Source organism: Saccharothrix sp. NBAS 001 (genome assembly GCF_056640475.1).
In genome coordinates this window covers 7071509-7094555 of the sequence record NZ_CM153251.1, presented here as the reverse complement: position 1 = coordinate 7094555, position 23047 = coordinate 7071509, and the positions used below count along the sequence as shown (strand labels likewise).

At 72.2% G+C, this 23047-nt stretch carries 18 protein-coding genes; 10 read left to right on the top strand and 8 right to left on the bottom strand.

Annotation, left to right across the window (positions count from 1 at the left end; all coding sequences use genetic code 11):
• Nucleotides 1-159: 159 nt before the first annotated feature.
• Nucleotides 160-405: a hypothetical protein gene (locus AC0HI0_RS30600; RefSeq protein WP_480926967.1), complete on the top strand. Its 246-nt coding sequence runs from the start codon at nt 160-162 to the stop codon at nt 403-405.
• On the opposite strand, the gene AC0HI0_RS30595 is transcribed toward AC0HI0_RS30600, so the two are convergent.
• On the bottom strand, nt 366-5699 hold the full coding sequence (locus AC0HI0_RS30595; protein WP_480926966.1) for a trypsin-like peptidase domain-containing protein: 5334 nt from the start codon (nt 5697-5699) through the stop codon (nt 366-368). The genes AC0HI0_RS30600 and AC0HI0_RS30595 overlap by 40 nt on opposite strands.
• A gap of 11 nt (nt 5700-5710) precedes the next feature.
• Between AC0HI0_RS30595 and upp the strand changes: the two genes are divergently transcribed.
• Nucleotides 5711-6334 (top strand): uracil phosphoribosyltransferase, encoded by a 624-nt coding sequence (gene upp, locus AC0HI0_RS30590; protein WP_480926965.1) that lies wholly within the window; start codon nt 5711-5713, stop codon nt 6332-6334.
• Between the two features lie 7 nt (nt 6335-6341).
• On the opposite strand, the gene AC0HI0_RS30585 is transcribed toward upp, so the two are convergent.
• Nucleotides 6342-7190: an NAD(P)H-binding protein gene (locus AC0HI0_RS30585; protein ID WP_480926964.1), complete on the bottom strand. Its 849-nt coding sequence runs from the start codon at nt 7188-7190 to the stop codon at nt 6342-6344.
• A gap of 223 nt (nt 7191-7413) precedes the next feature.
• On the opposite strand from AC0HI0_RS30585, the gene AC0HI0_RS30580 reads away from it, so the two are divergent.
• Nucleotides 7414-8697, top strand: coding sequence for a glycoside hydrolase family 18 protein (locus tag AC0HI0_RS30580; protein WP_480926963.1), 1284 nt, complete (start codon nt 7414-7416; stop codon nt 8695-8697).
• A 169-nt stretch (nt 8698-8866) separates the two neighbouring features.
• Here AC0HI0_RS30580 and AC0HI0_RS30575 read toward each other — a convergent pair whose 3' ends face one another.
• A complete protein-coding gene (locus tag AC0HI0_RS30575) occupies nt 8867-9460 on the bottom strand; it encodes a TetR/AcrR family transcriptional regulator (protein ID WP_480926962.1) in 594 nt (197 codons plus the stop codon).
• Nucleotides 9461-9534: 74 nt separating this feature from the next.
• Between AC0HI0_RS30575 and AC0HI0_RS30570 the strand changes: the two genes are divergently transcribed.
• From AC0HI0_RS30570 to AC0HI0_RS30555, 4 genes are all read left to right on the top strand, one after another.
• Nucleotides 9535-9741: a type II toxin-antitoxin system VapB family antitoxin gene (locus AC0HI0_RS30570; protein WP_015105038.1), complete on the top strand. Its 207-nt coding sequence runs from the start codon at nt 9535-9537 to the stop codon at nt 9739-9741.
• A 372-nt stretch (nt 9742-10113) separates the two neighbouring features.
• Nucleotides 10114-10497, top strand: coding sequence for a type II toxin-antitoxin system death-on-curing family toxin (locus AC0HI0_RS30565; protein WP_480926961.1), 384 nt, complete (start codon nt 10114-10116; stop codon nt 10495-10497).
• Between the two features lie 528 nt (nt 10498-11025).
• Nucleotides 11026-11409: a MerR family transcriptional regulator gene (locus AC0HI0_RS30560; RefSeq protein WP_480926960.1), complete on the top strand. Its 384-nt coding sequence runs from the start codon at nt 11026-11028 to the stop codon at nt 11407-11409.
• Nucleotides 11410-11456: 47 nt separating this feature from the next.
• Entirely contained in the window at nt 11457-12365 is a 909-nt protein-coding gene (locus tag AC0HI0_RS30555) for an aldo/keto reductase (RefSeq protein ID WP_480934426.1), read from the top strand.
• Nucleotides 12366-12418: 53 nt separating this feature from the next.
• On the opposite strand, the gene AC0HI0_RS30550 is transcribed toward AC0HI0_RS30555, so the two are convergent.
• Together AC0HI0_RS30550 and AC0HI0_RS30545 are read right to left on the bottom strand one after the other, a co-directional pair.
• Complete coding sequence (locus tag AC0HI0_RS30550; RefSeq protein ID WP_480926959.1) at nt 12419-12973, bottom strand: RBBP9/YdeN family alpha/beta hydrolase; 555 nt, start codon at nt 12971-12973, stop codon at nt 12419-12421.
• Nucleotides 12974-13051: 78 nt separating this feature from the next.
• Nucleotides 13052-13501, bottom strand: a complete 450-nt coding sequence (locus tag AC0HI0_RS30545) for a flavodoxin family protein (RefSeq protein ID WP_480926958.1) — start codon at nt 13499-13501, stop codon at nt 13052-13054.
• 304 nt (nt 13502-13805) lie between these two features.
• Between AC0HI0_RS30545 and AC0HI0_RS30540 the strand changes: the two genes are divergently transcribed.
• Nucleotides 13806-14129, top strand: a complete 324-nt coding sequence (locus AC0HI0_RS30540; RefSeq protein WP_480926957.1) for a hypothetical protein — start codon at nt 13806-13808, stop codon at nt 14127-14129.
• A gap of 40 nt (nt 14130-14169) precedes the next feature.
• On the opposite strand, the gene AC0HI0_RS30535 is transcribed toward AC0HI0_RS30540, so the two are convergent.
• From AC0HI0_RS30535 to AC0HI0_RS30525, 3 genes are all read right to left on the bottom strand, one after another.
• Nucleotides 14170-15780, bottom strand: a complete 1611-nt coding sequence (locus AC0HI0_RS30535) for a phospho-sugar mutase (RefSeq protein ID WP_480926956.1) — start codon at nt 15778-15780, stop codon at nt 14170-14172.
• Nucleotides 15777-16580 carry a purine-nucleoside phosphorylase gene (locus AC0HI0_RS30530; RefSeq protein WP_480926955.1) on the bottom strand — a complete coding sequence of 268 codons (804 nt, stop codon included), beginning with the start codon at nt 16578-16580 and terminating at the stop codon, nt 15777-15779. The genes AC0HI0_RS30535 and AC0HI0_RS30530 overlap by 4 nt, the downstream gene beginning before the upstream one ends.
• A gap of 742 nt (nt 16581-17322) precedes the next feature.
• Nucleotides 17323-18984, bottom strand: coding sequence for a serine/threonine-protein kinase (locus AC0HI0_RS30525; RefSeq protein WP_480926954.1), 1662 nt, complete (start codon nt 18982-18984; stop codon nt 17323-17325).
• A 116-nt stretch (nt 18985-19100) separates the two neighbouring features.
• On the opposite strand from AC0HI0_RS30525, the gene AC0HI0_RS30520 reads away from it, so the two are divergent.
• Both AC0HI0_RS30520 and scpA read left to right on the top strand, forming a co-directional pair.
• Entirely contained in the window at nt 19101-20873 is a 1773-nt protein-coding gene (locus AC0HI0_RS30520) for a methylmalonyl-CoA mutase family protein (RefSeq protein WP_480934425.1), read from the top strand.
• A complete protein-coding gene (gene scpA, locus AC0HI0_RS30515) occupies nt 20870-23041 on the top strand; it encodes a methylmalonyl-CoA mutase (protein WP_480926953.1) in 2172 nt (723 codons plus the stop codon). The genes AC0HI0_RS30520 and scpA overlap by 4 nt, the downstream gene beginning before the upstream one ends.
• Nucleotides 23042-23047: the final 6 nt, after the last annotated feature.

The following is a 23047-nucleotide window of genomic DNA, read 5'->3' as shown; positions in this document are numbered from 1 at the left end:
GCGACTGGCTCCTGCCGCAGCCTTGAGAGCGCCTGCAACCCGGTTCGCGAGTTCCGTCGACACCCGTCGTTGGCGGACGGACGCTCCCCGTCGTGTCATGGCGGAAAGCGTTCCTCCTTGCCGCGCGGGCAAGAAAGGTCTGTCACCCGAAGGAGCGCGTTGCACGACCCGCGCGCAAGGCGGGACGGTATTCCGGTGGAAAAATCCTGGAAGATCGACGGCGCGTTCGCGGACTGGCGGTTGACCGTGGCAATCGACCCGACCAACGAGGGTCGTTGCGGCAACGTACCGGAATCGAGCCTCGAATCACTGGCCGAGCACTTCCGGACCGTGGTCGAGATGGTCGAGGCCCACCGCGAACTCGATCACCTCGCCTCGGCGTCCACCCGCCGGATCTCCGGGTAGTACGGGTCCAGGTCACCCTCCTCGAAACGGCACTGGCGGACCACCCAGAACACCGCCTCGGTCGGGCCGCTCGGGCTGTCGTACGAACCGTCCGGCCAGACCACGACGTGCCGGCTCGAATCGGCGTGCACCAGCGTCGCCAGTTCGGCGCCCCCGAACGAATCCCAGCGGCGCGTGGTGCCGTCCTCCGACGCCGTGGCCAACTCCATGCCGTCCGGCGAGAACGACAGGTCCCGCACCGCCGCCGTGTGCCCGGTGAACGTCACCAGCAGTCGCCCGTCCAGCCCCCACGTCCGCGCCCGCCCGTCGGACGTGGCGGTGGCGAGGCGCCCGCCATCCGGTGCGAACTCCACGGCCCAGATCGTGCGGCCGATGGTGATCGTCAGCTTCGGCGTGCCGTCCGCCGACCACAGCATGACGGTGCCGTCCATCGACGCCGTGGCGACCAGCCCGCCATCGGGGGAGAACGCCACCGCCGTCACGTCCAACTGGTGCCCGGACAAGTCGATCCGGTTGTCGCGGTGCAAGATCCGCGCGGTGCCGTCCTCGTAGCCCACGGCGATCCGGTTGCCGTCCGGGGAGCACGCCAAGCACGTCGCGCGGTCGTCGCCGGTCGTCATCCGCTTGATCGGTGCGCCGAAATCCGCGTTCACGGGGCACTCGATCGGTATGCCGTCTGCGGTCACCCCGACGAAGGTCCGGCCGTCCGGGGTGAACGACACGGACTTGCGCGGGATGTCCGGCAGCAGCGGCGCGCTCGACCCGGTACTCAGCAGGACGGTCGCGGACGATCCGTCCTCGTGCACCACCGCGACCTCCCTGCCGTCCGGTGCGACGCCGATATCGTGGATCACCGACCGGTGGACCTGCTCGATGGTGACCCGTCCGGTGCGGGTGTCCCAGTACCTCAACGACGCCCCGTGCGTGCTCACCAGACCGTCCGCCACGAACTCCACCGTGGCCCCGTAGTGCCATTCGCTCGCCAGGACGGCCACCAAACCGCCGGTCCCGGCGTCGTAGAGCCGGGCCGAGCCCTGCTCCGAGGTCACCACGACCTGCCCGCCGTCCGGCGAGAACGCCAGCCGGTGCGAGCCGAACTCCCCGGTGGCGAACTCCACGACCACCTCACCGGCGGCGACGTCCCAGACCGTGACGACCATGTTGCGGCTCACCGCGGCCACGCGCGTGGCGTCCGCCGAGAACACGACGTCCTCCACCCTCTCGCCGCCGGCGCTCAACCCGCCCAGCAGCCGCCCCGACGTCACGTCGACCAGTTCGACCAGGCTGTTCGCGCGGCAGACGGCGACCACCGAACCGTTCGGCGACACGGCCAGGAGTTCGACGCCCTGGGCGACCCGCGCCATCCGGAGGTGGTCGCTGATCATGTCCCACACCATCAGCCTGGTCCCGGCCACCGCCGCGAGCCAGGTCCCGTCGGAGGACACCGACATCACGTCGAACGTCCCCTCCTCCATGTACGGCTGCTCGTCGATGTACCGCTGCTCGTCGATGAACACGTCGAACACGCGCAGCGAGCCGTCCACGCACAACGCGACCAGGTCGCCCACCTTGGCCTCGAATCCGACGGTCCGCACCCGCTCCGGCACGGTGTACTGGAGCCGCCCGGTCTCCGCCTCCCACACGTACGCGTGCCGGTTGGCCTCCACGGTCGCGAGCAGCCGCCCGTCAGGGGAGAAGGCGACCTGCTCCACGGCCCGTTCCCGCCGCCGCCACACCCGCACGGTCCGTCCGGCCTTGAGGTCGAACAGCTCCACCACGTGCTCGCGCGCCAACGCGACCAGCACGCCGTCCGGCGCGAACGCCACCGCCGTCACGTCCTCGCCCACCGGGCGGATCACCACCTGGGCGCGGTCCCGGTCGCTGATCGCCGCACGGGCCAGTTCCGGCTGGTCGGCCCCGGTCACGCCGAGCAGCGCCGCGCGTTCCCACCGGCTCCCGGTGAGCACCGCGCCGGTCAGGTCGCCGCCGTGCATGCGCAGGCCGCGCAGGTCCGCGCCGGTCAGGTTCGCGCCGCGCAAGTCCTGCCGCACCAGCACCAACCCGCTCAGGTCGACCCCGGTCAGGTTGGCCCCGCTCAGGTCGAGCGAACCCAGGTCGGTGGTCCGCAGGTCGACGCCGGACAGCTCCCACCGGGCGTCGGCGTTCAGCCGGTGCACGACGGCCGCCGCGTTCTGCTTGGCCGGCTCCGCCGCGTCCGGGTCGGCGAGCACGCCCCGCGCCCAGTGCACCACCAGGTCGTGCCCGGCCAGGTCGCAGAAGAAGTCCACCATCAGCCTGGACATCTTGCGCCCCACGACCGGCACCCGCTCGTGCCCGGCGAGCAGCTCGTCCGCCGCGACCTTGGCCACCAGCCACTCCATCACCGACTGGTGCACGAACGCGAAGCTGTCGTCCGTGCGCACCAGCAACGTCCCGGAGCCGACGGCCTGCGCGGCCTGGTCGATCGAGTAGCCGCGCTCGGCCAGGCGGGTCAGCGTGGCCACGACGGTCTCCGCCAGGTCCGTGGTCTGGATGGTGGCCGCCGTGGTCTCCCACAGCCGCAACGCCAGCGACGTGCACGCGGCGAGCCGTTCGGCCGCGTCGAACGACGGCGTGCCGAACCGGTGCTCCTGCCGGGTCGCCTCCAGGACCAGCCAGTAGTCGACCAGTTCCCGGTACAGCTCGGCGGCGCTGATCTGCCCGTGCTCGCGGCGGACGGCCAACAGCCGGTCCTCGTCCAGGTCCGCGATGAACGACAGCATCCGGGGGTTGCGGGACAGGCCGAGCAGGTCGCTGATCGCGCCGATGAGCGTGAACCGGCGTGCCGCGCGGTCGACGTCGCCCTGGTAGTGGCGGGTCAGGAAGTCCTCGATCTGCCCGTCGGTGAAGTCCTCCAGCACCACGCCGCGCCCGGCGGTGAGCGCGGAGACCTGCTGCCCCAACGCGGTCAGCACCTGGTTGGCGGAGCGGAAGTGCTGGGTCCGGCTGGTCAGCACGACCTTCGCCCGGTCGGTGACGGCGTGCAGCAGGGTGCCCAGGTAGTCGGCGGCGTTGTCGTAGCCGACCCGCAGCTCCAGCTCGTCGAAGCCGTCGAACAGCAGCGCCAGCCGGCCGCTGCGGATCATGTAGCGGAGTTTGGCGATGTCCAGCACGTCCACGCCCTCGCGGACCAGGTGCTGCGCCAGCAGCTCGTCCAGCGTCGGGGCCTTCTCCAGGCTGCGCAGCTCGACCAGCACCGGCAGCAGACCGGGCAGGTGCTCGGGCAGGCTGCGGGTCAGCTGCCGCAGCAGGAACGACTTCCCGCGCCCGAAATCGCCCAGCACCATCACGAACCGGGCGGCCTCGCGGCCCAGCCAGTCGATCACCTGGCCCAGCACGTCGTCTTCCACCTCGTGCGCGCCGACCACGGTGAACCGCTGCGGCACGTAGAGTTCCGGCGGGTAGACCTGGTCGCGGGCGAGCCGCTGGGCCTGCCGCTGCGCCAACGCGCGCAGGTCCAACAACCCCTGGTACTCGACGAAGCTGCGCAGCCGCACGCCCCGGCGTTGGGCGCTCGCCACGACGTCCGAGGCGGCGGGCGCTCCGCTGTAGACGAGTTCGGACGGCACCGCCGGGTCCGCCGCGGCGAACGACGAGTGCACCTGCTCGACGAACCGGTCGAGGTCCTCGGCCAGCCCCGGCCCGGCCGCGACCCCCACCGGCCACTGCTCGAAACCGCCGCCCTCACGGGGTTTCGACACCCGCAGGTACGCCTGGTCCGGGCGTGCGGTGACGGTCGCCGTCGGGTGCGACACCACGGTGGCCTCGTGCACCCGCTCGAAGAACGTGCTGCGGGTCGGGTTCCGCTGGGGCTCCACCGGGGACGCGGCCCCGAACGTCGCCCGCGCCGACTCCCACGAGACCGGCGTGCGGTCGGTGCCGCGTTCGGTCCAGCCGTCCGCGAACGCGTGGGCGGTCCGGTCGAAACCGTTGCCGTTCAGCGAAACCAGTTGGTACGAGCCGGGTTCGAGGGGCAGCAGGGGCAGGTCCGCGTCCGGGCCGTCGAGCCCGTCACCGGAGAGGCACAGGTTCAGCAGGGGGACGTCGTCGGTGACCCGCCGGTGCACCGCGCCCAGCCTGAACCACCCGCGCCGGCGGTAGTCCCGCAACAGCGAGCCGAACCGCTTCGCCTGCGGCGCACCGAGTTCGGCCCGCGAACCCAGGTGCGAGTCGTGGAAGGTCGAGTTGAGCCCGGCCACCACCACGGACAGGTCCGGCACCTCGAACAGCGTCCACGGCTCGTCCGGCGTGAACACCGCCTTGCCGTCGTAGAACTCGTCGAACGCCGCCGCGTACGCGCCCCACTTCGGCCAGTACGGCGGCGTGGGAGTCCGCTCCAGCGCCTCCTCCTGGCCGAAGTAGGACCGGCACGCCAACAGGTTCACGTCCGCCGCGCCGGGCACGACGACGACCCGTTCGCGGGGCAGTTCCACCGCCTCGGCCAGGTGCGCGAGGAACCGGAAGCCCCGTTCGAACTCGCTCGGCCGGCCGTTCTCGGTCAGGTCGCCGGTGAACACCACCAGGTCCGGTCGCCCCGCCGCCAACGACCACCGGTGCAGCGGCCCCAGCCAGCGCTCGTCGGCACCGAACCGGGTGCCGGCCACGTGCAGCACGCCGACCTCGCCGACGGTCTGGTCCGGCCGGTCCTCCCACGCCACGCGCAGCCGCTCGGCGGGGACGGCGTAGCTGTCCTGCGCCGCGGCGGTCGCGACGATGCCGACCACGCGCCCGGTCTCCGGGTCCCAGACCGGCGCGCCGCTGAACCCCGGCTGCACCCGCAACGCCGATTCGCTGTCCAGTTGCAGCAGCCGCCCGGCGACCTGGCCGCGCACCGCCGCGCGCACCCACGCCCCGTCCGGGCGGTTGGCCGGGAAGCCGAACACGTCCACCGGTCGGCCCGGCCTCGGCGCGGTGGAGATCAGCTTCGCCGGGGTGACCTCGGCGGGCACCTCCAGCCGCAGCGCGCAGACGTCCTCACCGGCCGACCCCTCCCGGGGCGGTGGCGGCGACCACAGGTGGACGGTCGCGTCGGCGGTCGCACCGGGCAGCGCCGCGAACTCGACCCGCACCGGGTCGGTCGGCCGGTCCGCGCTGCGGGGTTCGCGGCCCAACGCCAGGTTGACGACGTGGGCGCAGGTGACGACCTGGGTCCGGCCGGTCGCGACGCCCGCGCCGACCGTGCGCCCCGTGGCGTCCACGAAGCGCACCACGGAGGTCGGTAAGGAGCCGGCGGGCACCGCGTACTCGTACCACATACTGTTCGACCATGGACGTCCTCGTTGTCGAACACCCCCTGGCCAGGGCACGCCTAACGACCATGCGTGACGCGCGCACCGACAACGCGGCGTTCCGTGCCGCGCTGCACGAGTTGACCGTGATGCTCGTGTACGAGGCCACCCGCAACTCGCCCGTCGCGGAGGAGAAGGTGCACACGCCGGTCGCGCGCACCACCGGTTACCGCTTGGCGAACCCGCCGCTGCTGGTGCCCGTGCTGCGCGCCGGCCTCGGGATGGCCGACCAGGCGCACAAGCTCATCCCGGACGCGCAGATGGGCTTCGTGGGCCTCGCCCGCGACGAGGAGACGTTGCAGCCGACGCCGTACATGGAATCGCTGCCCGAATCGCTGGCCGGGCGGCCGGTCCTGGTGCTGGACCCGATGCTCGCGACCGGCGGGTCCATGGTCTACACGATCCGGCTGCTCACCGATCGCGGCGCGACGGACGTGACGGCGGTGTGCGCGCTGGCCGCGCCCGAGGGCATCAAGCACCTTGAGGACTCGAAGCTGCCGGTGCGCCTGGTGACCGCCAGCGTCGACGAGCGCCTGAACGACTCGGGTTTCATCGTTCCGGGGCTCGGCGACGCCGGCGACCGCCAGTACGGCGCGGTCTAGCGCTCGGTCAGCCCACCGCGGACAGCTCGGCGGCGTGGTCGCGCGCCCACTGGGCGAGCGTCCGGCCACGCCGGCCGACGACCTGTTCGAAGTCCGGGAAGACCGTCGGCGGCTCCTCGTCGTGCTGGGCCGCGTAACCCAGGACGTACTCGGCGATCTCCGGGGGCACGCCGACGTCGCGGATCAGCGACGCCCGCGCCTGGCCGTAGGTCTGCGCCTCGAACGCGATCGGCCGGCCGAGGCCCTCGCCGATCGCCGCAGCCTGCTGCCGGTGGGTGAGCAGTTCCGGGCCGGACAGCGCGTACGCCCGGCCCGCGTGCCCGGCGTCGAGCAGGGCGCGCACGGCGACCTCCGCGATGTCGGCCTCGTGCACCGGTGCGCCCGGCGCGTCCGGGTACGCCCACCGGACCACGTTCTCCCGCTTGATGTTCTCGGCCCACATCAGCTTGTTGGACATGAACTCGCCGGGCCGCAGGTGGGTCCACTCGACACCGGTCGCCTCGATGGTCTCCTCGACCGACAGGTGCAGCTCGTAGCTGCCCGGCCGGCGGTTGGTGACCGCGTCGCTGGACAGGAACACCACCCGGCGCAGGTCCGGCGCGTTCGCGATGAACTCCCGCGCCAGGCCCGCCGCGTCGGCGGACTCCAGCACGGCCAGCAGGAACACCGCGCTCACGCCCGCGAGCGGCAGTTCCGCGGGCCGGGAGAGGTCGCCTTTCACAGTCTGGACCCCCGCGGGCAGGCCGGCTTTGTCCGGGTTGCGGGTCAACGCCCGGAACGGCACCCCCTCCGTCACCAGTCGGCCGACCACCTGTCGGCCGACGTTGCCGGTCGCACCGGTCACCAGGATCGTCACTGTTCCCCCTCGTGGGCTGGTGTTCAAATTTGAATAACCGGACGCTAGCGCGCTTCCCGGCCCCGCCGCACATGCAAACTTTTGCAACCTCTGTGAAAAGTGAGTCCGAAGCGAACTCGCCGGTATGCGCGGATTCGGCCGTTCGGCCGTAGAGGTGGTCTAGACCTCACCCCTACCGTGGTCTGGACCACACTTCGCAGTCCCTGCCACCGCGAGGAGAAGCATGTCAAGCAGGAGATGGGTGCTCCCCGCCCTCCTGGCATCGGCCCTCGCCGTGTCGCTCGCGCCCCAGGTGGCGCAGGCCCACGGTGATCGGCACCAGCCGCGCACCGTCGGGTACTTCACCAACTGGAGCGGCTACGACCGGAACTTCCTGGTGAAGAACCTGGTCACGAGCGGGACGGCACCCAGGCTCACGCACCTGAACTACGCGTTCGGGTTCCTCGACTCGGCCGGCAAGTGCGTCAGCTCCGACCCGTGGGCCGATTACCAGCGGCCCTTCGGCGCGGAGCAGAGCGTGAACGGCAAGGCAGACGAGCCGGGCCAGCCCCTGCTGGGCAACTTCAACCAGATCAAGCAGCTCAAGGCCAAGTACCCGAAGCTGAAGGTCTACATCTCGCTCGGCGGCTGGTCGGGCTCCAAGTACTTCTCCGACGCGGCGCTGACCCCCGAGTCCCGCGCGGCGCACGTGAAGTCGTGCGTGGACCTGTGGCTCAAGGGCAACCTGGTCGGCGCGGCGCCCGGTGCGGCGGCGGGCCTGTTCGACGGCATCGACCTGGACTGGGAGTGGCCCTCCAGCGAGGGCGCGCCGGGCAACGTGATCCGCCCGCAGGACAAGGACAACTTCACCGCGCTGCTCAAGGAGTACCGCAAGCAGTTCGGCCAGCTGTCCTGGCGGACCGGCAAGACCTACGACCTGACCGCGTTCCTGCCCGCCAACCCGGGCATGATCGACCGCGGCTTCGACGTGCCCAAGGTGTTCAGCCTGTTGACGTTCGGCACCACCCAGGGCTACGACTACCACGGGGCCTGGGACCCGCTGACCAACCAGCAGTCCGCGCTGCGGACGCCGGCCGGCGACCCGACCAAGACCGACTTCAGCACGCAGGTCGTGATCGACCACTACCTGAAGAAGGGCGCACCGCGCGACAAGATCGTGATGGGCGTGCCGTTCTTCAGCCGTGGCTGGACCGGCGTGCGCAACGAGAACAACGGGCTCTTCCAGCCCGCGACCGGAGCTGCTCCGGGCACCTACGAGGCCGGGTACGAGGACTACCGGACCCTCAAGAAGCAGCTCGACAAGTTCAAGGTCCACCGCGACCCGAAGGCCGGGCACGCGTGGCTGTTCGACGGCTCGACGTTCTGGACGTGGGACGACCCGGCGGAGTTGCAGCGCAAGGGTCGTTACGTGGCCGATCGCCGGCTGGGTGGCGCGATGATCTGGTCGCTGGACAGCGACACCGCCGATGGCGAGTTGATCCGCGCCCTCAAGAACGGACTGTCCTGATCGGGGCAGTTCACCGGGGTCCGGGGAGGTTTCGCGGCGGCCGCCTCCCCGGACCCCACCTTCTCGCCACCGGCGGATCCCACTGGGGTCCGCCGGTGGCGTTCGAGGTTGTCGTTCGACTGCTTCGCGGAAACGGCGACGCCCGGCCGGCACGCGGGCGTGCGGCCCGTTACCGGCGGCGCCAGCCGTCCGCGCAGGCGCGGATCGCCCGTTCGTAGCCGGGCCCGACCTCCAGGCCCGGCGGCAGGTTGCCGTTCAGTTCGAGGCTGACCAGGCCGTGCACGATGCCCCAGAGGGCGAGCGCGACCTCGTCTCGCGGCGCGTCCACGAACTTCTGGCACTCGATGGCGCGGCCGACGTTCTCCAGCAGCGGCAGGAACGTGTCGGACGCGGCGGCGTCGGTCTCCTCCGAGGGTTCGAAGTTCGGGATCACCTTGCTGAACATCACCAGGTAGAACTGCGGGTCGGCGAGCGCGCTGGCCCGGTAGGCGAGCCCGATCCGGATGATGTCCTCGACCGGGTCGTCGGTCTTGGGCAGCGCGGCGAGCCGGTCTCCGAACCGGCGGAACGCCTCTTCGTACAGCGCGTCGAGCAGCGCCGGCTTGCCCCCGAACAGGGAGTACACGGCGGTGGTCGAGGTGTTGACATCCGCTGCGAGCCTGCGCAAGCTCAGTGCGCCCGGTCCTTCGGTGGACAGCAACTCGCCCGCGCGGTCGAGCAATCGCACCCGCAGGGCGTCGTCATGGGTTTTCGGTCTCGGCACCGCCGAATCTTATCGCAACAGTGTTATGAAACCCGGTCTGGTCAGCGTGGTATCAAGTTGGTACCGTCGTCGGCATGGCGATGACCTTGCGTCTGAGCGACGAGGAGAACCGTCGGCTCGACGAGCTGGCGGCCGCTGAGGGTCGGTCGAAACAGGAGGTCGTGCGACTGGCGCTGGCCGAGCGCTGGGCACGGCTGCAGAAGGAGGAGCAGCTGTCCGAGGTGCTGGGGCGGGTGCTGCCGAAGTACCGGGGTCTGCTCGATCGGCTGGGTTCTGCCTGAAGCGGTCGTGCGTTGCCCCGCACGGCGTACATGACTGCTCCGCACGTTCGAGTGATCCACCCTGACGTTCGAACTCGTGTTCGATAGTCTGGGTTCATGCAGCTCAATCGACGTAACCGCCGCACGCCCCTCGTCCACCGTTGCGAACACCCACGCCGATCGCCGGCGCCCCGGTATGGTGCGCCGTTGAAGATCGGGCCGCGTCCGGCGTGCACCGCCCCGGTGCCCCGCGTGGCCGACAACATCCTCGCCGCCCGACGGGCGGTCAGGCGATACAGACCTGAGGTGGTGGGCCGTGATGCCGGTGGCATCCCGGACGCGGCATGGCCGCGCCGAAGTCCTAGCCCCCCAGGACAGGGAGCGCGTCAAGCAGTGGTCAACTACCTCGACGCCGGCGACTTGCTCGTGCTGGCGACCGCCGTCACCGGTGGAGATCTGGTCGTGCGCGACTTAGGTCTCCTCGATTCCGCAGCACACCGGCCACGGGCCACAGTGCTCGGCGTCGAGGCATACGACACGCTCTGGCTGAAAGCCTCGGCCCTGCTCGACTCCATAGTCCGCACCCGGCCCCTGGTCGAGGGCAACTGGCGGCTGGGCTGGGTGGCGGCGGTGACGCTGTGCGACATCAACGGCTGGTGGGTGGACGCGGAGGAGGACGAAGCCCTCGACCTGGTCCGGGCCCTGGGCCGGGAGCAGATCGACGTAGGAGGCATGGCGGCCCACCTGGAGGCGTGGGGCACCCCCAAGAACGACTGACCCCACCGCTGCGCGCCGGCTCGCCCGCCGCAGCCGACTCATCGCCGCAGCCGACCTACCGCCGCAGCCGACCTACCGCCAGGCCCGTGAACATGCCTGCCGCCTTCGCCGGTCCTGCCCGGTGCCGGTCGTGGGGCGAGGGTGGTGGCGGACGGGTGCTGGGGGCTGAGGAGGCCCTGGGGGCTGGGGTTCGGCGGGAAGTCGTGAGCCTCGGTTCTTGTGGTTCGTGCTGCTGTGGGTCCGGCCGCTGTCCCAGCTTTTGGGTTTCGGGAGTCCGCTGTGGGGGTGCCCACCCCTGAGTTGCCGGTGGCTGGGTGTTGCCGGCGGGGTGCGGTGCCGTGGTCGAGGTGCGGGCGCGGTCTCGGCCTCCGGGGCGCGGAGCTGGAGTTACCCGAGGTCGGGGTCCCGGCCGGTCCGCCGGGGGTTGCCCGAGGGCGGTCCCGGGTCGGGCCCGGTCGCCTGAAGTCGCACGTGAAGTGGGGCGAATCGGGTTGACCTGGAGTGCACTCCAGCTCCTACCGTCGTGGGGTGACTTACTCGATCGCTCAAGCAGCCGAGCGCAGTGGGTTGTCCATAGACACGCTGCGCTACTACGAACGGATCGGGCTGGTCGACCCTCCGGCACGGGACTCGGGAGGGCGGCGCAGCTACAGCGACGACGACCTGAGCTGGCTGATCTTCCTCACCAGGCTGCGCACCACCGGGATGCCGATCCGCATGATGCGGGAGTACGCGCAGCTCCGGCACCGGGGCGCGGCCACCGCCGGCCGCCGCAAGCAGATGTTGTTCGAGCACCGGACGTCGGTGCGCGAGCGGATCGCCGAACTCCAGTCGTGCCTGGACGTGCTGGAGTACAAGATCGCGCACTACGAGCAGATCGAGCACACGTTCGTTGAAGGGATCACCGCGTGACACTGCTGGGCACCGCCCTGGAAGTCGGCCCGCAGGGCCTGGGCTGCATGGGCATGAGCCAGTCCTACGGCAAGGGCGACGACACCGAGTCCATCGCGACCGTGCACCGGGCGCTGGAACTGGGCGTGACGCTGCTGGACACCGCCGACGTCTACGGCGCGGGCGCGAACGAGGAGCTGGTGGGCCGGGCCATCGCGGACCGGCGCGACCAGGTCGTGCTCGCCACCAAGTTCGCCCTCGCCGACCCCGACCGCCGCCCGCGCGGCGACGCCGCGTACGTGCGGCAGGCGTGCGAGGCGTCGCTGCGCCGGCTCGGGGTCGACCACATCGACCTCTACTACCAGCACCGCGTCGACCCGACCGTGCCGATCGAGGAGACCGTCGGCGCGATGGCCGAACTCGTCGCCGACGGCAAGGTCCGCTTCCTCGGCCTGTCCGAGGCGAGCGCCGAGTCGATCCGCCGCGCGCACGCCGTGCACCCGATCACCGCGCTGCAGAGCGAGTGGTCGCTGTGGACGCGCGACATCGAGGAGGTCATCGCGCCGACGTGCGCCGAGCTGGGCATCGGCATCGTGCCGTTCTCGCCGCTCGGCCGGGGCTTCCTCACCGGCCAGGTGACGTCGACGGCCGGCTTCGACCAGGACGACGCCCGCCGCAACATGCCCCGCTTCGCGGAGGAGAACTTCGACCGCAACCTGGCGATCGTGCAGGCGCTCAAGGCGCTGGCCGCCGAACGCGGCGTCACCGCCGGCCAGCTCGCCCTGGCCTGGGTCCAGCACCAGGGCGACCACGTCGTGCCGATCCCCGGCACCAAGCGGGTCAAGTACCTGGAGGAGAACGTCGCCGCGGCGAGCCTGGAACTCTCCGCCGCCGACCTCCGGTCGATCGAGGCAGCCGCCCCGTCCGCCGCCGGCGACCGCTACCCGCCGGAGATGATGCGCCTGTCGAACAAGTAACCGCTCCGCCCGGCCCGTCGCCCTGGTCCGGCCTGGTGAGCCCGTCATCCGGGTCAGGCCCGGTGACCGGGGCCGGGGGTGGGTGGGCGGTGCAGGAGTGCGTCGAGGAGGTCCCGGCCCGGTGGCCAGGTGCCGGGGCCTCGGCGACGGTGAGGTGACCGACTTCGCCGACGTCCACCAGCCGCGCGCGCCACGCGTCCGCGAAGAACCGCGCCCGCTCCGGTGTTCATCCACCGGTCCGTGCGGCTCGCCGCGAGCACGGCCGGGCACGGCAGCGGGGCCACCGGCAGTGGCGCGAAGCCGCGGATGGCCGGGTCCGGGTTGCGCTCCACGTCCGCCGGCGTCACCAGCAGCGCGCCGCGCACCGGCCGGTCGGCACCTGCCGCCCAGTGCGCGACGGTCGGCACGCCGAGGCTGTGCGCGACCAGCACCGGGGGTTCCGCGCACGCCGCGATCGCCTCGTCCCGCCGGCGCACCCGGGCACCGCGCTCCGGGGTGTGCCAGTCGTCCTGCCCGACCCGCGTCGAACGGGGCAGGTCACGGCCCCACAGCTGCTGCCGGTCGCCGGGGTCCGGGCCGAACCAGCCGTCCACGAAGAGCACCGTCATGGCCGCCATTCCAGCACCGGCCGGCGACAGCGCCGGGCGCGGCCACCGGGCCCGGTGCGGAGGTGTCGGCGTGGGTGGTCACATGAGGGTGGCGGCGACGGTCGCGCCCAGCTCCCGGCACGCCCGCAGGTCGTCGCGGGACGGTTCGCCGCTGGTCAGGACGTGTTCGGCGACCTTGTGCCAACCCAGGCCCCGGACGATCCCGTCGATCGCGCGCACGGCCCCGGCGGTGTCGTTGTTGCCGTGCACGTACAGCCCGAACGGGCGGCCCTTCGTCGCGTCGAGGCACGGGTAGTACACCGTGTCGAAGAAGACCTTGAGCGCGCCGCTCATGTACCCGAGGTTGGCGGGCGTGCCGAGCAGGTAGCCGTCGGCTTCGAGCACGTCGACCGGCGTCGTCGCGAGCGCCGCCCGCCGCACCACGTCGACCCCCTCGATCTCCGGGTCCGTCGCGCCCTCGACCGCCGCTTCGAACAGGGCTTGCAGGTTCGGCGACGGCGTGTGGTGCACGATCAGCAGTCTCGACACGCCGGACACGTTGCCGGTACTCGTCGCGAGGCGCAACCGCTCGACAGCGCCCGTCAGCGGTGGGGCGTCGCGCTCGTGTGATGTGGCCGACAGCGCCGCGCGTCGACGGCTTCCGCGCTCGCCGGCGGGCTCGCGCCGTGAGGCGTGCTCGGGTGTCGGTTCTCGCTACCCTGGTCGCGGCGAACGAGCGGCGGACCGGTGGCCGGCGCGGGACCCGTGCCGGAGGTCCGCACGGGTGGTGGCCGTCCACGAGTGGAACCGAGCGGGCTCTCGTGCGTCTGGGTAAGTGATTCGGGAGGGAGACATGGACACTCGCAGCATCGCGACGATGACCCGCAACCGGAAGATCACCTGGGGTGGTGGGGTCGGCATCGGGTTGGGGCTCATCGGGTTCCCGCTGGTGTTCATCGGGGTGTGGCCCGGCGTGGACCACAGCCCGTGGGACGTCAACACGATGATCCTGGCGACCGGCGTCAGCCTGCTCACCGCCGCCTACATCTCGGTCCGCATCGCGGTCGCCGCGGCGACCGACAACCGGGTCAGCCCGCCGACCAGGCGTCCTTGGCTGGTGGCGGGCGGTGCCCTGGCGATCGCGGTGCTCTGCCTGCTGATCGCCTTCGTGTCCTAGCCGGTTGCCGCGCGGGGTGCGCGACCCGCGCGGTGAGCGACTACCGCAACAGCTGCTCGATCCGCGTGCGCAGCGCGCCCAGGCGTTCCACGGCCCGGGCGCGCGCGGCGGCCAGGTCGTCCACCGGTTCGACGACTTCCAGGTACGCCTTGAGCTTGGGTTCCGTGCCCGACGGCCGCACCACCACCCGGACGCCCTCGGCGGTCAGCCGCACGACGTCCGCGTCCGGCAGCAGGTCCTCGAAGGCGAAGCCCTCCGGCGGGTTCTGCCGCAGTTTCGCCATCAGCGCGCCGATCCGGCTCAGGTCGGTGAACCGCAACGACACCTGGTCGGTCAGGTGCAGCCCGTGGTCGACCGCCAACTGGTCCAGGGCGTCCAACAACGTCCGCCCGGACGCCTTGAGGCCCGCCGCCAGGTCGCACGCGACGACGGCCGCCGAGATCCCGTCCTTGTCGTTGACGTACTGCGGGTCGACGCAGTTGCCCAGCGCCTCCTCGTAGGCGAACACCAGCCCGGCACCGGCCCGCACCAGCCACTTGAAGCCGGTCAGCGTCTCGGCGTAGCGGGCACCGTGCGCGGCGGCGATCGACTTGAGCAGCGAGGACGACACGATCGTCGTGGCCACCAGCGGATCCGGTGCGTCCACAGTGGACAGCACCAGGGAGCCGAGCAGCACGCCGGTCTCGTCGCCGCGCAGCATGCGCCACGTGCCGTCGCGGTCCTTCACGCCCAGCGCGCACCGGTCGGCGTCGGGGTCCAGCGCGATCGCCAGGTCGGCTTCCTCGGCCTCGGCCAGCGCCAGCAGCCGGTCCGCCGCGCCCGGCTCCTCCGGGTTCGGGAACGACACGGTGGGGAAGTCCGGGTCCGGCACGGCCTGGTCGCGCACCACCCGGACGTCGGTGAAACCCGCGCGCCGCAACGCCTCCACGGCCGTCTGACCGCCGACGCCGTGCATCGGGGTCAGCGCCACCCGCAGGTCGCGCGAAGCGCCGCGCGGCAGGGACGCGACCCGCTCCAGGTACTCGTCCACCTCGGCGTCGCTCACCGGCAGGTACGCGTCCGACGTCGGCACCGACACGGCGGCGGGCACGGCGGCGATGGCGGCCTCGATCTCCCGGTCGGCCGGTGGCACGATCTGCCCGCCGCCCGCCAGGTAGAGCTTGTAGCCGTTGTCGGCGGGCGGGTTGTGCGACGCGGTGATCTGCACGCCCGCGATCGCGTCGTGCTTGCGCACCAGGAACGCGAGCACGGGCGTGGGCAGCGGTCCGGGCAGCACCCGGACGGTGAAGCCCTCGGCGGCCAGCACCGACGCGGCGGCGGTGCAGAACTCCTCCGAGCCGTGCCGGGCGTCCCGGCCGACGAACACGGTCCCGTGCTGCCCCTTGGCCTTGAGCCACGCGGCGAGGCCGGCCGTGGTGCGCACGACCACGGCCCGGTTCATGCCGTTGGAGCCGGCCCGCACCGGGCCGCGCAGGCCCGCCGTGCCGAAGGTCAGGGTGCCGGCCATCCGGTCGGCCAGGTCGTCCGCGGCGGCGGTGTCGCCGCCCATCGCGCGGGCCAGCACGCCCTGGAGTTCGGCGCGCGACTCGGGCGACGGGTCGTCGGCGATCCACCGGAACGCGGCGTCGCGCAGCGCCGGGGTCAACGTCATGCGCGCACCACCAGCTCGCGCAGCAGCGCGCCCATCCGCCCGGCGGCGGCGGCACCGGCCTCCAGCACCTCCTCGTGGTTGAGCGGTTCGCCGGTGATGCCCGCGGCGAGGTTCGTGACCAGGGACAGGCCGAACACCTCGACGCCCTCCGCGCGGGCCGCGATGGCCTCCAGCACGGTGGACATGCCGACCAGGTCCGCGCCCAGGGTGCGCAGCATCCGGATCTCGGCGGGCGTCTCGAAGTGCGGGCCGGGCAGGCCCGCGTAGACGCCCTCCTCCAGCGACGGGTCGATCTCCCGGGCGAGGCCGCGCAGGCGGGCCGAGTACAGGTCGGTCAGGTCCACGAACCGCGCGCCGACCAGCGGCGACAGCGCGGTCAGGTTGAGGTGGTCGCTGATCAGCACCGGCTGGCCGACCGACATGCCCTGGCGCAGGCCGCCGGCGGCGTTGGTCAGCACCACGGAGCGGACGCCCGTCGCGGCGGCGGTGCGCACGCCGTGCACGACCTTCTGCACGCCCTTGCCCTCGTAGCCGTGGGTGCGGCCGAGCAGCACCAACACGTTCTTGTCGCCCACGGGCACCGAGCGGATCGTCCCGCCGTGGCCGAACGCGGTGGGTGCCTCGAACCCGGGCAGCTCGCCCATGGGCACCTCGGCGGCGGGCTCGCCGATCAGGTCGGCGGCCGGTCGCCAACCGGAACCGAGCACGACGGCGATGTCGTGCCGGTCCACCCCCGTCCGCTCGGCGAGGGCTGCGGCGGCCTGGGCTTCGATCGTGCTGTTCTCACTGATGGCGGTCACGGCGGCGAGCCTAATATCCCGAGGTCCGCAGTGCTCCGGTCGGTTTCGCCCGGGTCGACGGTGCACCAGACGGCCGGGCGGTCGTGCTGCACGCCAACGGCGGCCACGGCAGGGCCCGCGTCGCCCGGCGAACTCGCCAAACGTTTGCGCGGCCGGCTCCGCACGTGGTGCGGTCCGCCCTGGTCGCGAGGGTCCGCGCCGGACCTGCTGTGGTCGGTGCCGGACGCCCAGGACACCCCGTGGCCGCTGGTGCCGGACAACGCCGACAACCCGCGCCTGCCCGGGACGGTCCTGGTGACCACCCGCGACGGCGGTGTTGACGTGTGGCGAGCGGGATCGGCACCCGGTGTCCGTGCTGTCCGACGACGCGGCGGACGTGCTGAGCGAACTCGCCCCGGAGACCGGGTCCGCCGGCGGGCGACTACCCGCGCCACCAGCGGGGCGCTTCGCCTGCCGGGCACGCGCTGGCCGTGCTGATCAACCACGGGGCCGCCGAGGCGCTGCTGCACGAGCCGGCCGAGGTCGTGTCCTGGGTGCTGGGCCTGGAGCACGCTCGTCGTCCGGCAATCCCCGCCCTGGGCGATGGCGCACCGCGACCTTCAGTGGTGCGTCAGCGTGGGCCACGAGAGCCTCCGTCGGTCGGTGCAGGACGTCGCAATCCGCACCGAACCCGGCGGCCTCCTTCATTCCAAGATCATCCGACCGGGGTGTCGGACCGTTCACAACCCCCAAGGCAGTACACCTAGCCGACGACTGAGAACGTGCTCGCGATGTCGGGGAACAGCTTGCCGCGCCCCATCTCCTCCTGCTCGGTCGGGAACACCACCTCGACCACCCACAGGTCCGTACCGCGCGGCAGGACCCGCGAGTACCGGGTGCGGCGCTGGTCGGGGCCCGCGTTGACGCCACCGCGGCCCAGGTCGGTCGCCGTCTCCACGGTCCGGTAGCTGAACTGGACGGGCGCTTCCGGCGCGCCGGGGTCGAGCGGGTCGGTCACGTCGGTGGCCTCGCCGAAGTACTGGTCCTTCGGCCAGCGGGCGCGGACCATCGCCAGGTACTCGTCCAGCGACCGCTTCGGGTAGAAGTCGGCGAACCGCTGCACGGTCACCTCGTACGTGCCGCTGGGCGCGACCAGGTGCACGACCGTGCTCGGCACCAGCCCCTTGTTCGTCCGCTGCTCCAGGAACGAGGTCCAGTCCGCGCCGACGTCGATGGTGAACGCCGCGCCCTGCTCGCCGTTCGCGGTGGCGGCGGCGGCCGTGGTGGGGCGCAGCAGCACCTCGTCGGTGACCGTCGGCAGGGTCGGCGAGCCGACCGACGGCGGGGGCAGCAGGGGCGCGCCGGCGAGCGTGCGGGTCAGCGCGAAGCCGGCGCTGCCGCCGATCGCGAACAGCACCACCGCGACCACCGCGACCAGCGCCGCCGCCGGCCGCCGGACCGGCGCGGGGGCCGGGGTGAAGGGCAGCGGGCCGGGCTCGGCGGCCAGCGGGGTGTCGGCCGGGATCGGGGCCTTGACCAGCGGCGGGCGCGCGATGTCGAGGACCGGCCGGGTCACGTCGGACGGGAACACGTCGGTGCCCGGTTCGGGCAGCAGCGCGCGGACCTTGCGGCGCACGTCGCCCAGCGGCATCCGGCCCGCCGGGTCCTTGGTCATCAGGCCGGCCACGACGGTCTCCAGCGCGCCGCACGCCGAGGCGGGCGGTGCCTCGCCGTGGATCACCTGGTTGAGGGTCTGCATGACGTTCGTGCCCTCGTAGGGCTGCCGGCCGGTCATCGCGGCGAACAGCGTCGCGCCCAGCGACCACTGGTCGGCGGCGGCCGACACCGAGCCGCCGGCGGCGACCTCGGGTGCGATGAACGCGGGCGTGCCCAGGGCGATGCCCCGGCTGGTCAGGGTCGCTTCGGCGACGTTGCGGGCGATGCCGAAGTCGGTCAGCTTGACCCGGCCGTCGTCGGCGACCAGCACGTTGCCCGGCTTCACGTCCCGGTGCGTGATGCCCGCCCGGTGGGCGGCGGCCAGCGCGGCGGCGACGGCGTCCGCGACCACCGCGCCCTGCTCCGCGTTGAGCGGGCCGCGCTGCCGGACCAGGTCGGCCAGCGACTCCGACGGCACCAGTTCCATCACCACGTACGGGTCGCCGTCGACCTGCGCCACGTCGTACAAGGTGACCACGTTGGGGTGGGTGAGCTGGGCGACCGAACGGGCCTCGCGCAGCGTGCGCTCGCGCAGCACGTCGGCCTCGTCCTCCGGCATCCCGGGCGGGACGAGCACCTCCTTGACCGCGACGTCCCGGCGAAGCACCTCGTCGTGCGCGGCCCACACCGTGCCCATCGAGCCACGTCCCAGGACGTGCCGAAGGCGGTAGCGGCCCGCGATCAGGCGTTCGGTCTCCACCCGCGCCATTGTTCATTAACAGCCAGTTATCAGTGCATGGTTAGGGTGGACCGGGCACTGCATCGTTCACGGCGGTGCAGCTCACATAGCCGTCCTACTACTACTGGGTAACACTGCGGAGCATGATGGAGCCGACTGGCGAACTGGCGCTGGCCGCCGAATTCCCCACGCCCGACCGGGAGCAGTGGCAGGAACTGGTCCAGGGCGTGCTCCGGAAGTCGGGGGCGGACTTCGAGTCGTTGGTGACCACCACCTACGACGGCATCCGCGTCCAGCCGCTCTACACCGCCGAGGACGTCGCGCCGGCCTCCGGGTTCCCGGGCCTGCCGCCGTTCACCAGGGGCGGCCGGCCGCAGGGCGCGGTCGAGGGCTGGGACATCCGCCAGCAGCACGTGGTGGCCGACCGCGAGACGGTGATGGCCGACCTGTCCAACGGCGTCACCTCGCTGTGGCTCAAGAACCTCCCCGCCGACCGGCTGGACGACGTGCTGGCCGAGGTCTACCTCGACCTCGCGCCGGTCGTGCTCGACGCGGGCGCGGACTTCCGCGAATCGGGCCGGGCCATGCTGCGGATCTGGGACGGGCGGCCCGTCCTGGCCAGTGAGGTGCGCGGCAACGTGGGCGCCGACCCGCTCGGCGTGCAGGCCCGGACCGGTGCCGCCGCCGACTTCGCCGCCCTGCACGACCTGGTGCGCGCGGCCCGCGCCTTCCCAGGGCTCCGCGTGGTCGTGGTGGACGGCCTGCCCTTCCACGAGGCCGGCGGATCGGACGCGCAGGAACTCGGCGCGTCGCTCGCGGCCGGTGTCGCGTACCTGCGCGAACTCACCGGGTCCGGGCTCTCCGCCGCGGCAGCCGCGCGGCTGCTGGAGTTCCGGTACGCGGCGACCGCCGACCAGTTCCTCACCATCGCGAAGTTCCGCGCCGCGCGGCGGCTGTGGGCGCGGGTGACCGAGGTGGCGCAGGCCCCGGGCCCGCAGGTCCAGCACGCCGTGACCTCGCCGGCGATGATGACCCGCCGCGACCCGTGGGTGAACATGCTGCGCACCACGATCGCGTGCTTCGGCGCGGGCCTGGGCGGCGCGGACGCGGTGACCGTGCTGCCGTTCGACCACGCGATCGGCCTGCCCGACGACTTCGCCCGGCGGATCGCCCGCAACACCCAGTCGCTGCTGCTGGAGGAGTCGCGGCTGGCGGGCGTGATCGACCCGGCGGGCGGCTCCTGGTACGTGGAGCGGCTGACCGACGACCTCGCGCACGCCGCGTGGGCGTGGTTCCGCGAGATCGAGGCGGCCGGTGGCCTGCCCTCGGCGTTCCCGCTGGTGGCCGACCGGATCGCGGCCACCTGGGCGGCCCGCAGCGCGAACCTGGCGGACCGCTCGGACGCCGTCACCGGGGTGAGCGAGTTCCCGAACCTGGCCGAGCCCGCCGTGCGCCGCGAGCCCGCGCCGGCCGAACCGTCCGGCGGGCTGCCCCGGATCCGGTACGCGCAGGCGTTCGAGGCGCTGCGGGACGCGGCCGACGCCGCCCCGGAGCGCCCCAAGGTCTTCCTCGCCACGCTGGGCCCGGTGGCCGCGCACACCGCGCGCGCCACGTTCGCCGCGAACCTGTTCCAGGCGGGCGGGATCGAGACGCCGAACGCGGGCCCGACCAGTACCGCGCAGGACGTCGTCGCGAAGTTCCGGGACAGCGGCGCGCGGATCGCGTGCCTGTGCGGCAGCGAGACGAGCTACGCGGAGCTGGCCGCGCCCGTCGCGGAGGCCCTGCGCGCCGCCGGGGCCGAACGGATCCTGCTGGCGGGCAAGAGGTCGGACGCGGAGATCGACGAGTACGTGTTCACGGGTTGTCCGGCGCTGCGGGTGCTGGAGCACACCTTCGAGTTCCTCGGAGTGGAGCGATGATCCCGAATTTCGCCGACATCGACCTGGGCGAACCCGCCGCCGGCACCGCCGCGCAGTGGCGGGAAGCGCTGCACGAGGCCACCGGCAAGGGCGCGGACGCGCTGATGTGGGAGACGCCGGAGGGCATCGGCGTCAAGCCGGTCTACACCGGGGCGGACACCGAGGGCCTGGACTTCCTGGGCACGTACCCGGGCATCGCGCCCTACCTGCGCGGCCCGTACCCGACGATGTACGTCAACCAGCCGTGGACGATCCGCCAGTACGCGGGTTTCTCCACCGCCGAGGAGTCCAACGCCTTCTACCGCCGCAACCTCGCGGCCGGGCAGAAGGGTTTGTCCGTGGCGTTCGACCTGGCCACGCACCGGGGCTACGACTCCGACCACCCGCGCGTGGCGGGCGACGTCGGCATGGCGGGCGTGGCCATCGACTCGATCTACGACATGCGCCAGCTGTTCGACGGCATCCCGCTGGACAAGATGTCGGTGTCCATGACGATGAACGGCGCGGTGCTGCCCGTGCTCGCGCTCTACGTCGTGGCGGCCGAGGAGCAGGGCGTCGCGCCCGAGCTGCTCGCCGGGACCATCCAGAACGACATCCTCAAGGAGTTCATGGTCCGCAACACCTACATCTACCCGCCGCGCCCGTCGATGCGGATCATCTCCGACATCTTCTCGTTCACCTCGCGGCGGATGCCGAAGTTCAACTCCATCTCCATCTCCGGCTACCACATGCAGGAGGCCGGCGCGACGGCCGACCTGGAGCTGGCCTACACGCTGGCCGACGGCGTGGAGTACCTGCGGGCCGGCCGGGACGCGGGCCTGGACATCGACGCGTTCGCACCGCGGCTGTCGTTCTTCTGGGCGATCGGCATGAACTTCTTCATGGAAGTCGCCAAGATGCGCGCCGCGCGGCTGCTGTGGGCCAAGCTGGTCAAGGGTTTCGAGCCGAAGTCGCCGAAGTCGCTCAGCCTGCGCACGCACTGCCAGACCTCCGGCTGGTCGCTCACCGCGCAGGACGTGTTCAACAACGTGGCGCGCACCTGCGTGGAGGCGATGGCCGCGACCCAGGGCCACACGCAGTCGTTGCACACCAACGCGTTGGACGAGGCGTTGGCGCTGCCCACCGACTTCTCCGCGCGCATCGCGCGCAACACCCAGCTGCTGCTGCAACAGGAATCGGGCACCACGCGGGTGATCGACCCGTGGGGCGGCAGCGCGTTCGTGGAACGGCTCACCCACGACCTCGCGCACCGCGCGTGGGCGCACATCACCGAGGTCGAGGCGGCCGGCGGGATGGCGCAGGCGATCGACGCGGGCATCCCGAAGCTGCGCATCGAGGAGGCCGCCGCGCGCACCCAGGCGCGGATCGACTCCGGTCGGCAGCCGGTGATCGGCGTGAACAAGTACCAGGTCGAGTTCGACGAGAAGATCGACGTGCTCAAGGTCGACAACGCCGGCGTGCGCGGCCGTCAGCTCGCGAAACTGGCGCGGCTGCGCGAAGAACGCGACCAGTCCACCGTGGACGGTGCGCTCGACGCGCTGACCCGCGCCGCCGACGGCGAGGGCAACCTGCTGGAGCTGGCCATCGACGCGGCCCGCGCGAAGGCCACGGTCGGCGAGATCTCCGAGGCGCTGGGCAAGGTCTGGGGCCGGCACTCGGCGCAGATCCGCACCATCACCGGGGTCTACCGGGAGGAGGTCGGCTCGGTGTCGAACGTGGACGCGACCCGCGCGGTCGTGGAGAAGTTCGCGCAGGACGAGGGCCGCCGGCCGCGCATCCTGGTCGCCAAGATGGGCCAGGACGGGCACGACCGGGGCCAGAAGGTGATCGCCACGGCGTTCGCCGACCTCGGCTTCGACGTGGACGTCGGCCCGCTGTTCCAGACCCCGGACGAGGTGGCCCGCCAGGCGGTCGAGGCGGACGTGCACGTCGTCGGCGTGTCCTCGCTGGCCGCCGGGCACCTCACGCTGGTGCCCGCGCTGCGCGAGGCGCTGGCAGGGCTGGACCGGGCGGACATCATGATCGTGGTCGGCGGGGTGATCCCGCCGCAGGACTTCGACGCGCTGCGCGAGGCCGGGGCGGCGGCGATCTTCCCGCCCGGCACGGTGATCGCCGACGCGGCGGGCGACCTGCTGCGCAAGCTCTCCGCCCAGCTCGGGCACGGCTAGGGCGGG

Bases quoted from the DNA above. Each gene is read 5' to 3' on its own strand.
- AC0HI0_RS30595 (WP_480926966.1), bottom strand. From the start codon at position 5,699: ATGTGGTACGAGTACGCGGTGCCCGCCGGCTCCTTACCGACCTCCGTG.
- upp (WP_480926965.1), top strand. From the start codon at position 5,711: ATGGACGTCCTCGTTGTCGAACACCCCCTGGCCAGGGCACGCCTAACG.
- AC0HI0_RS30580 (WP_480926963.1), top strand. From the start codon at position 7,414: ATGTCAAGCAGGAGATGGGTGCTCCCCGCCCTCCTGGCATCGGCCCTC.
- AC0HI0_RS30570 (WP_015105038.1), top strand. From the start codon at position 9,535: ATGGCGATGACCTTGCGTCTGAGCGACGAGGAGAACCGTCGGCTCGAC.
- AC0HI0_RS30555 (WP_480934426.1), top strand. From the start codon at position 11,457: ATGGGCATGAGCCAGTCCTACGGCAAGGGCGACGACACCGAGTCCATC.
- AC0HI0_RS30550 (WP_480926959.1), bottom strand. From the start codon at position 12,973: ATGACGGTGCTCTTCGTGGACGGCTGGTTCGGCCCGGACCCCGGCGAC.
- AC0HI0_RS30540 (WP_480926957.1), top strand. From the start codon at position 13,806: ATGGACACTCGCAGCATCGCGACGATGACCCGCAACCGGAAGATCACC.
- AC0HI0_RS30535 (WP_480926956.1), bottom strand. From the start codon at position 15,780: ATGACGTTGACCCCGGCGCTGCGCGACGCCGCGTTCCGGTGGATCGCC.
- AC0HI0_RS30525 (WP_480926954.1), bottom strand. From the start codon at position 18,984: ATGGCGCGGGTGGAGACCGAACGCCTGATCGCGGGCCGCTACCGCCTT.
- AC0HI0_RS30520 (WP_480934425.1), top strand. From the start codon at position 19,101: ATGGAGCCGACTGGCGAACTGGCGCTGGCCGCCGAATTCCCCACGCCC.
- scpA (WP_480926953.1), top strand. From the start codon at position 20,870: ATGATCCCGAATTTCGCCGACATCGACCTGGGCGAACCCGCCGCCGGC.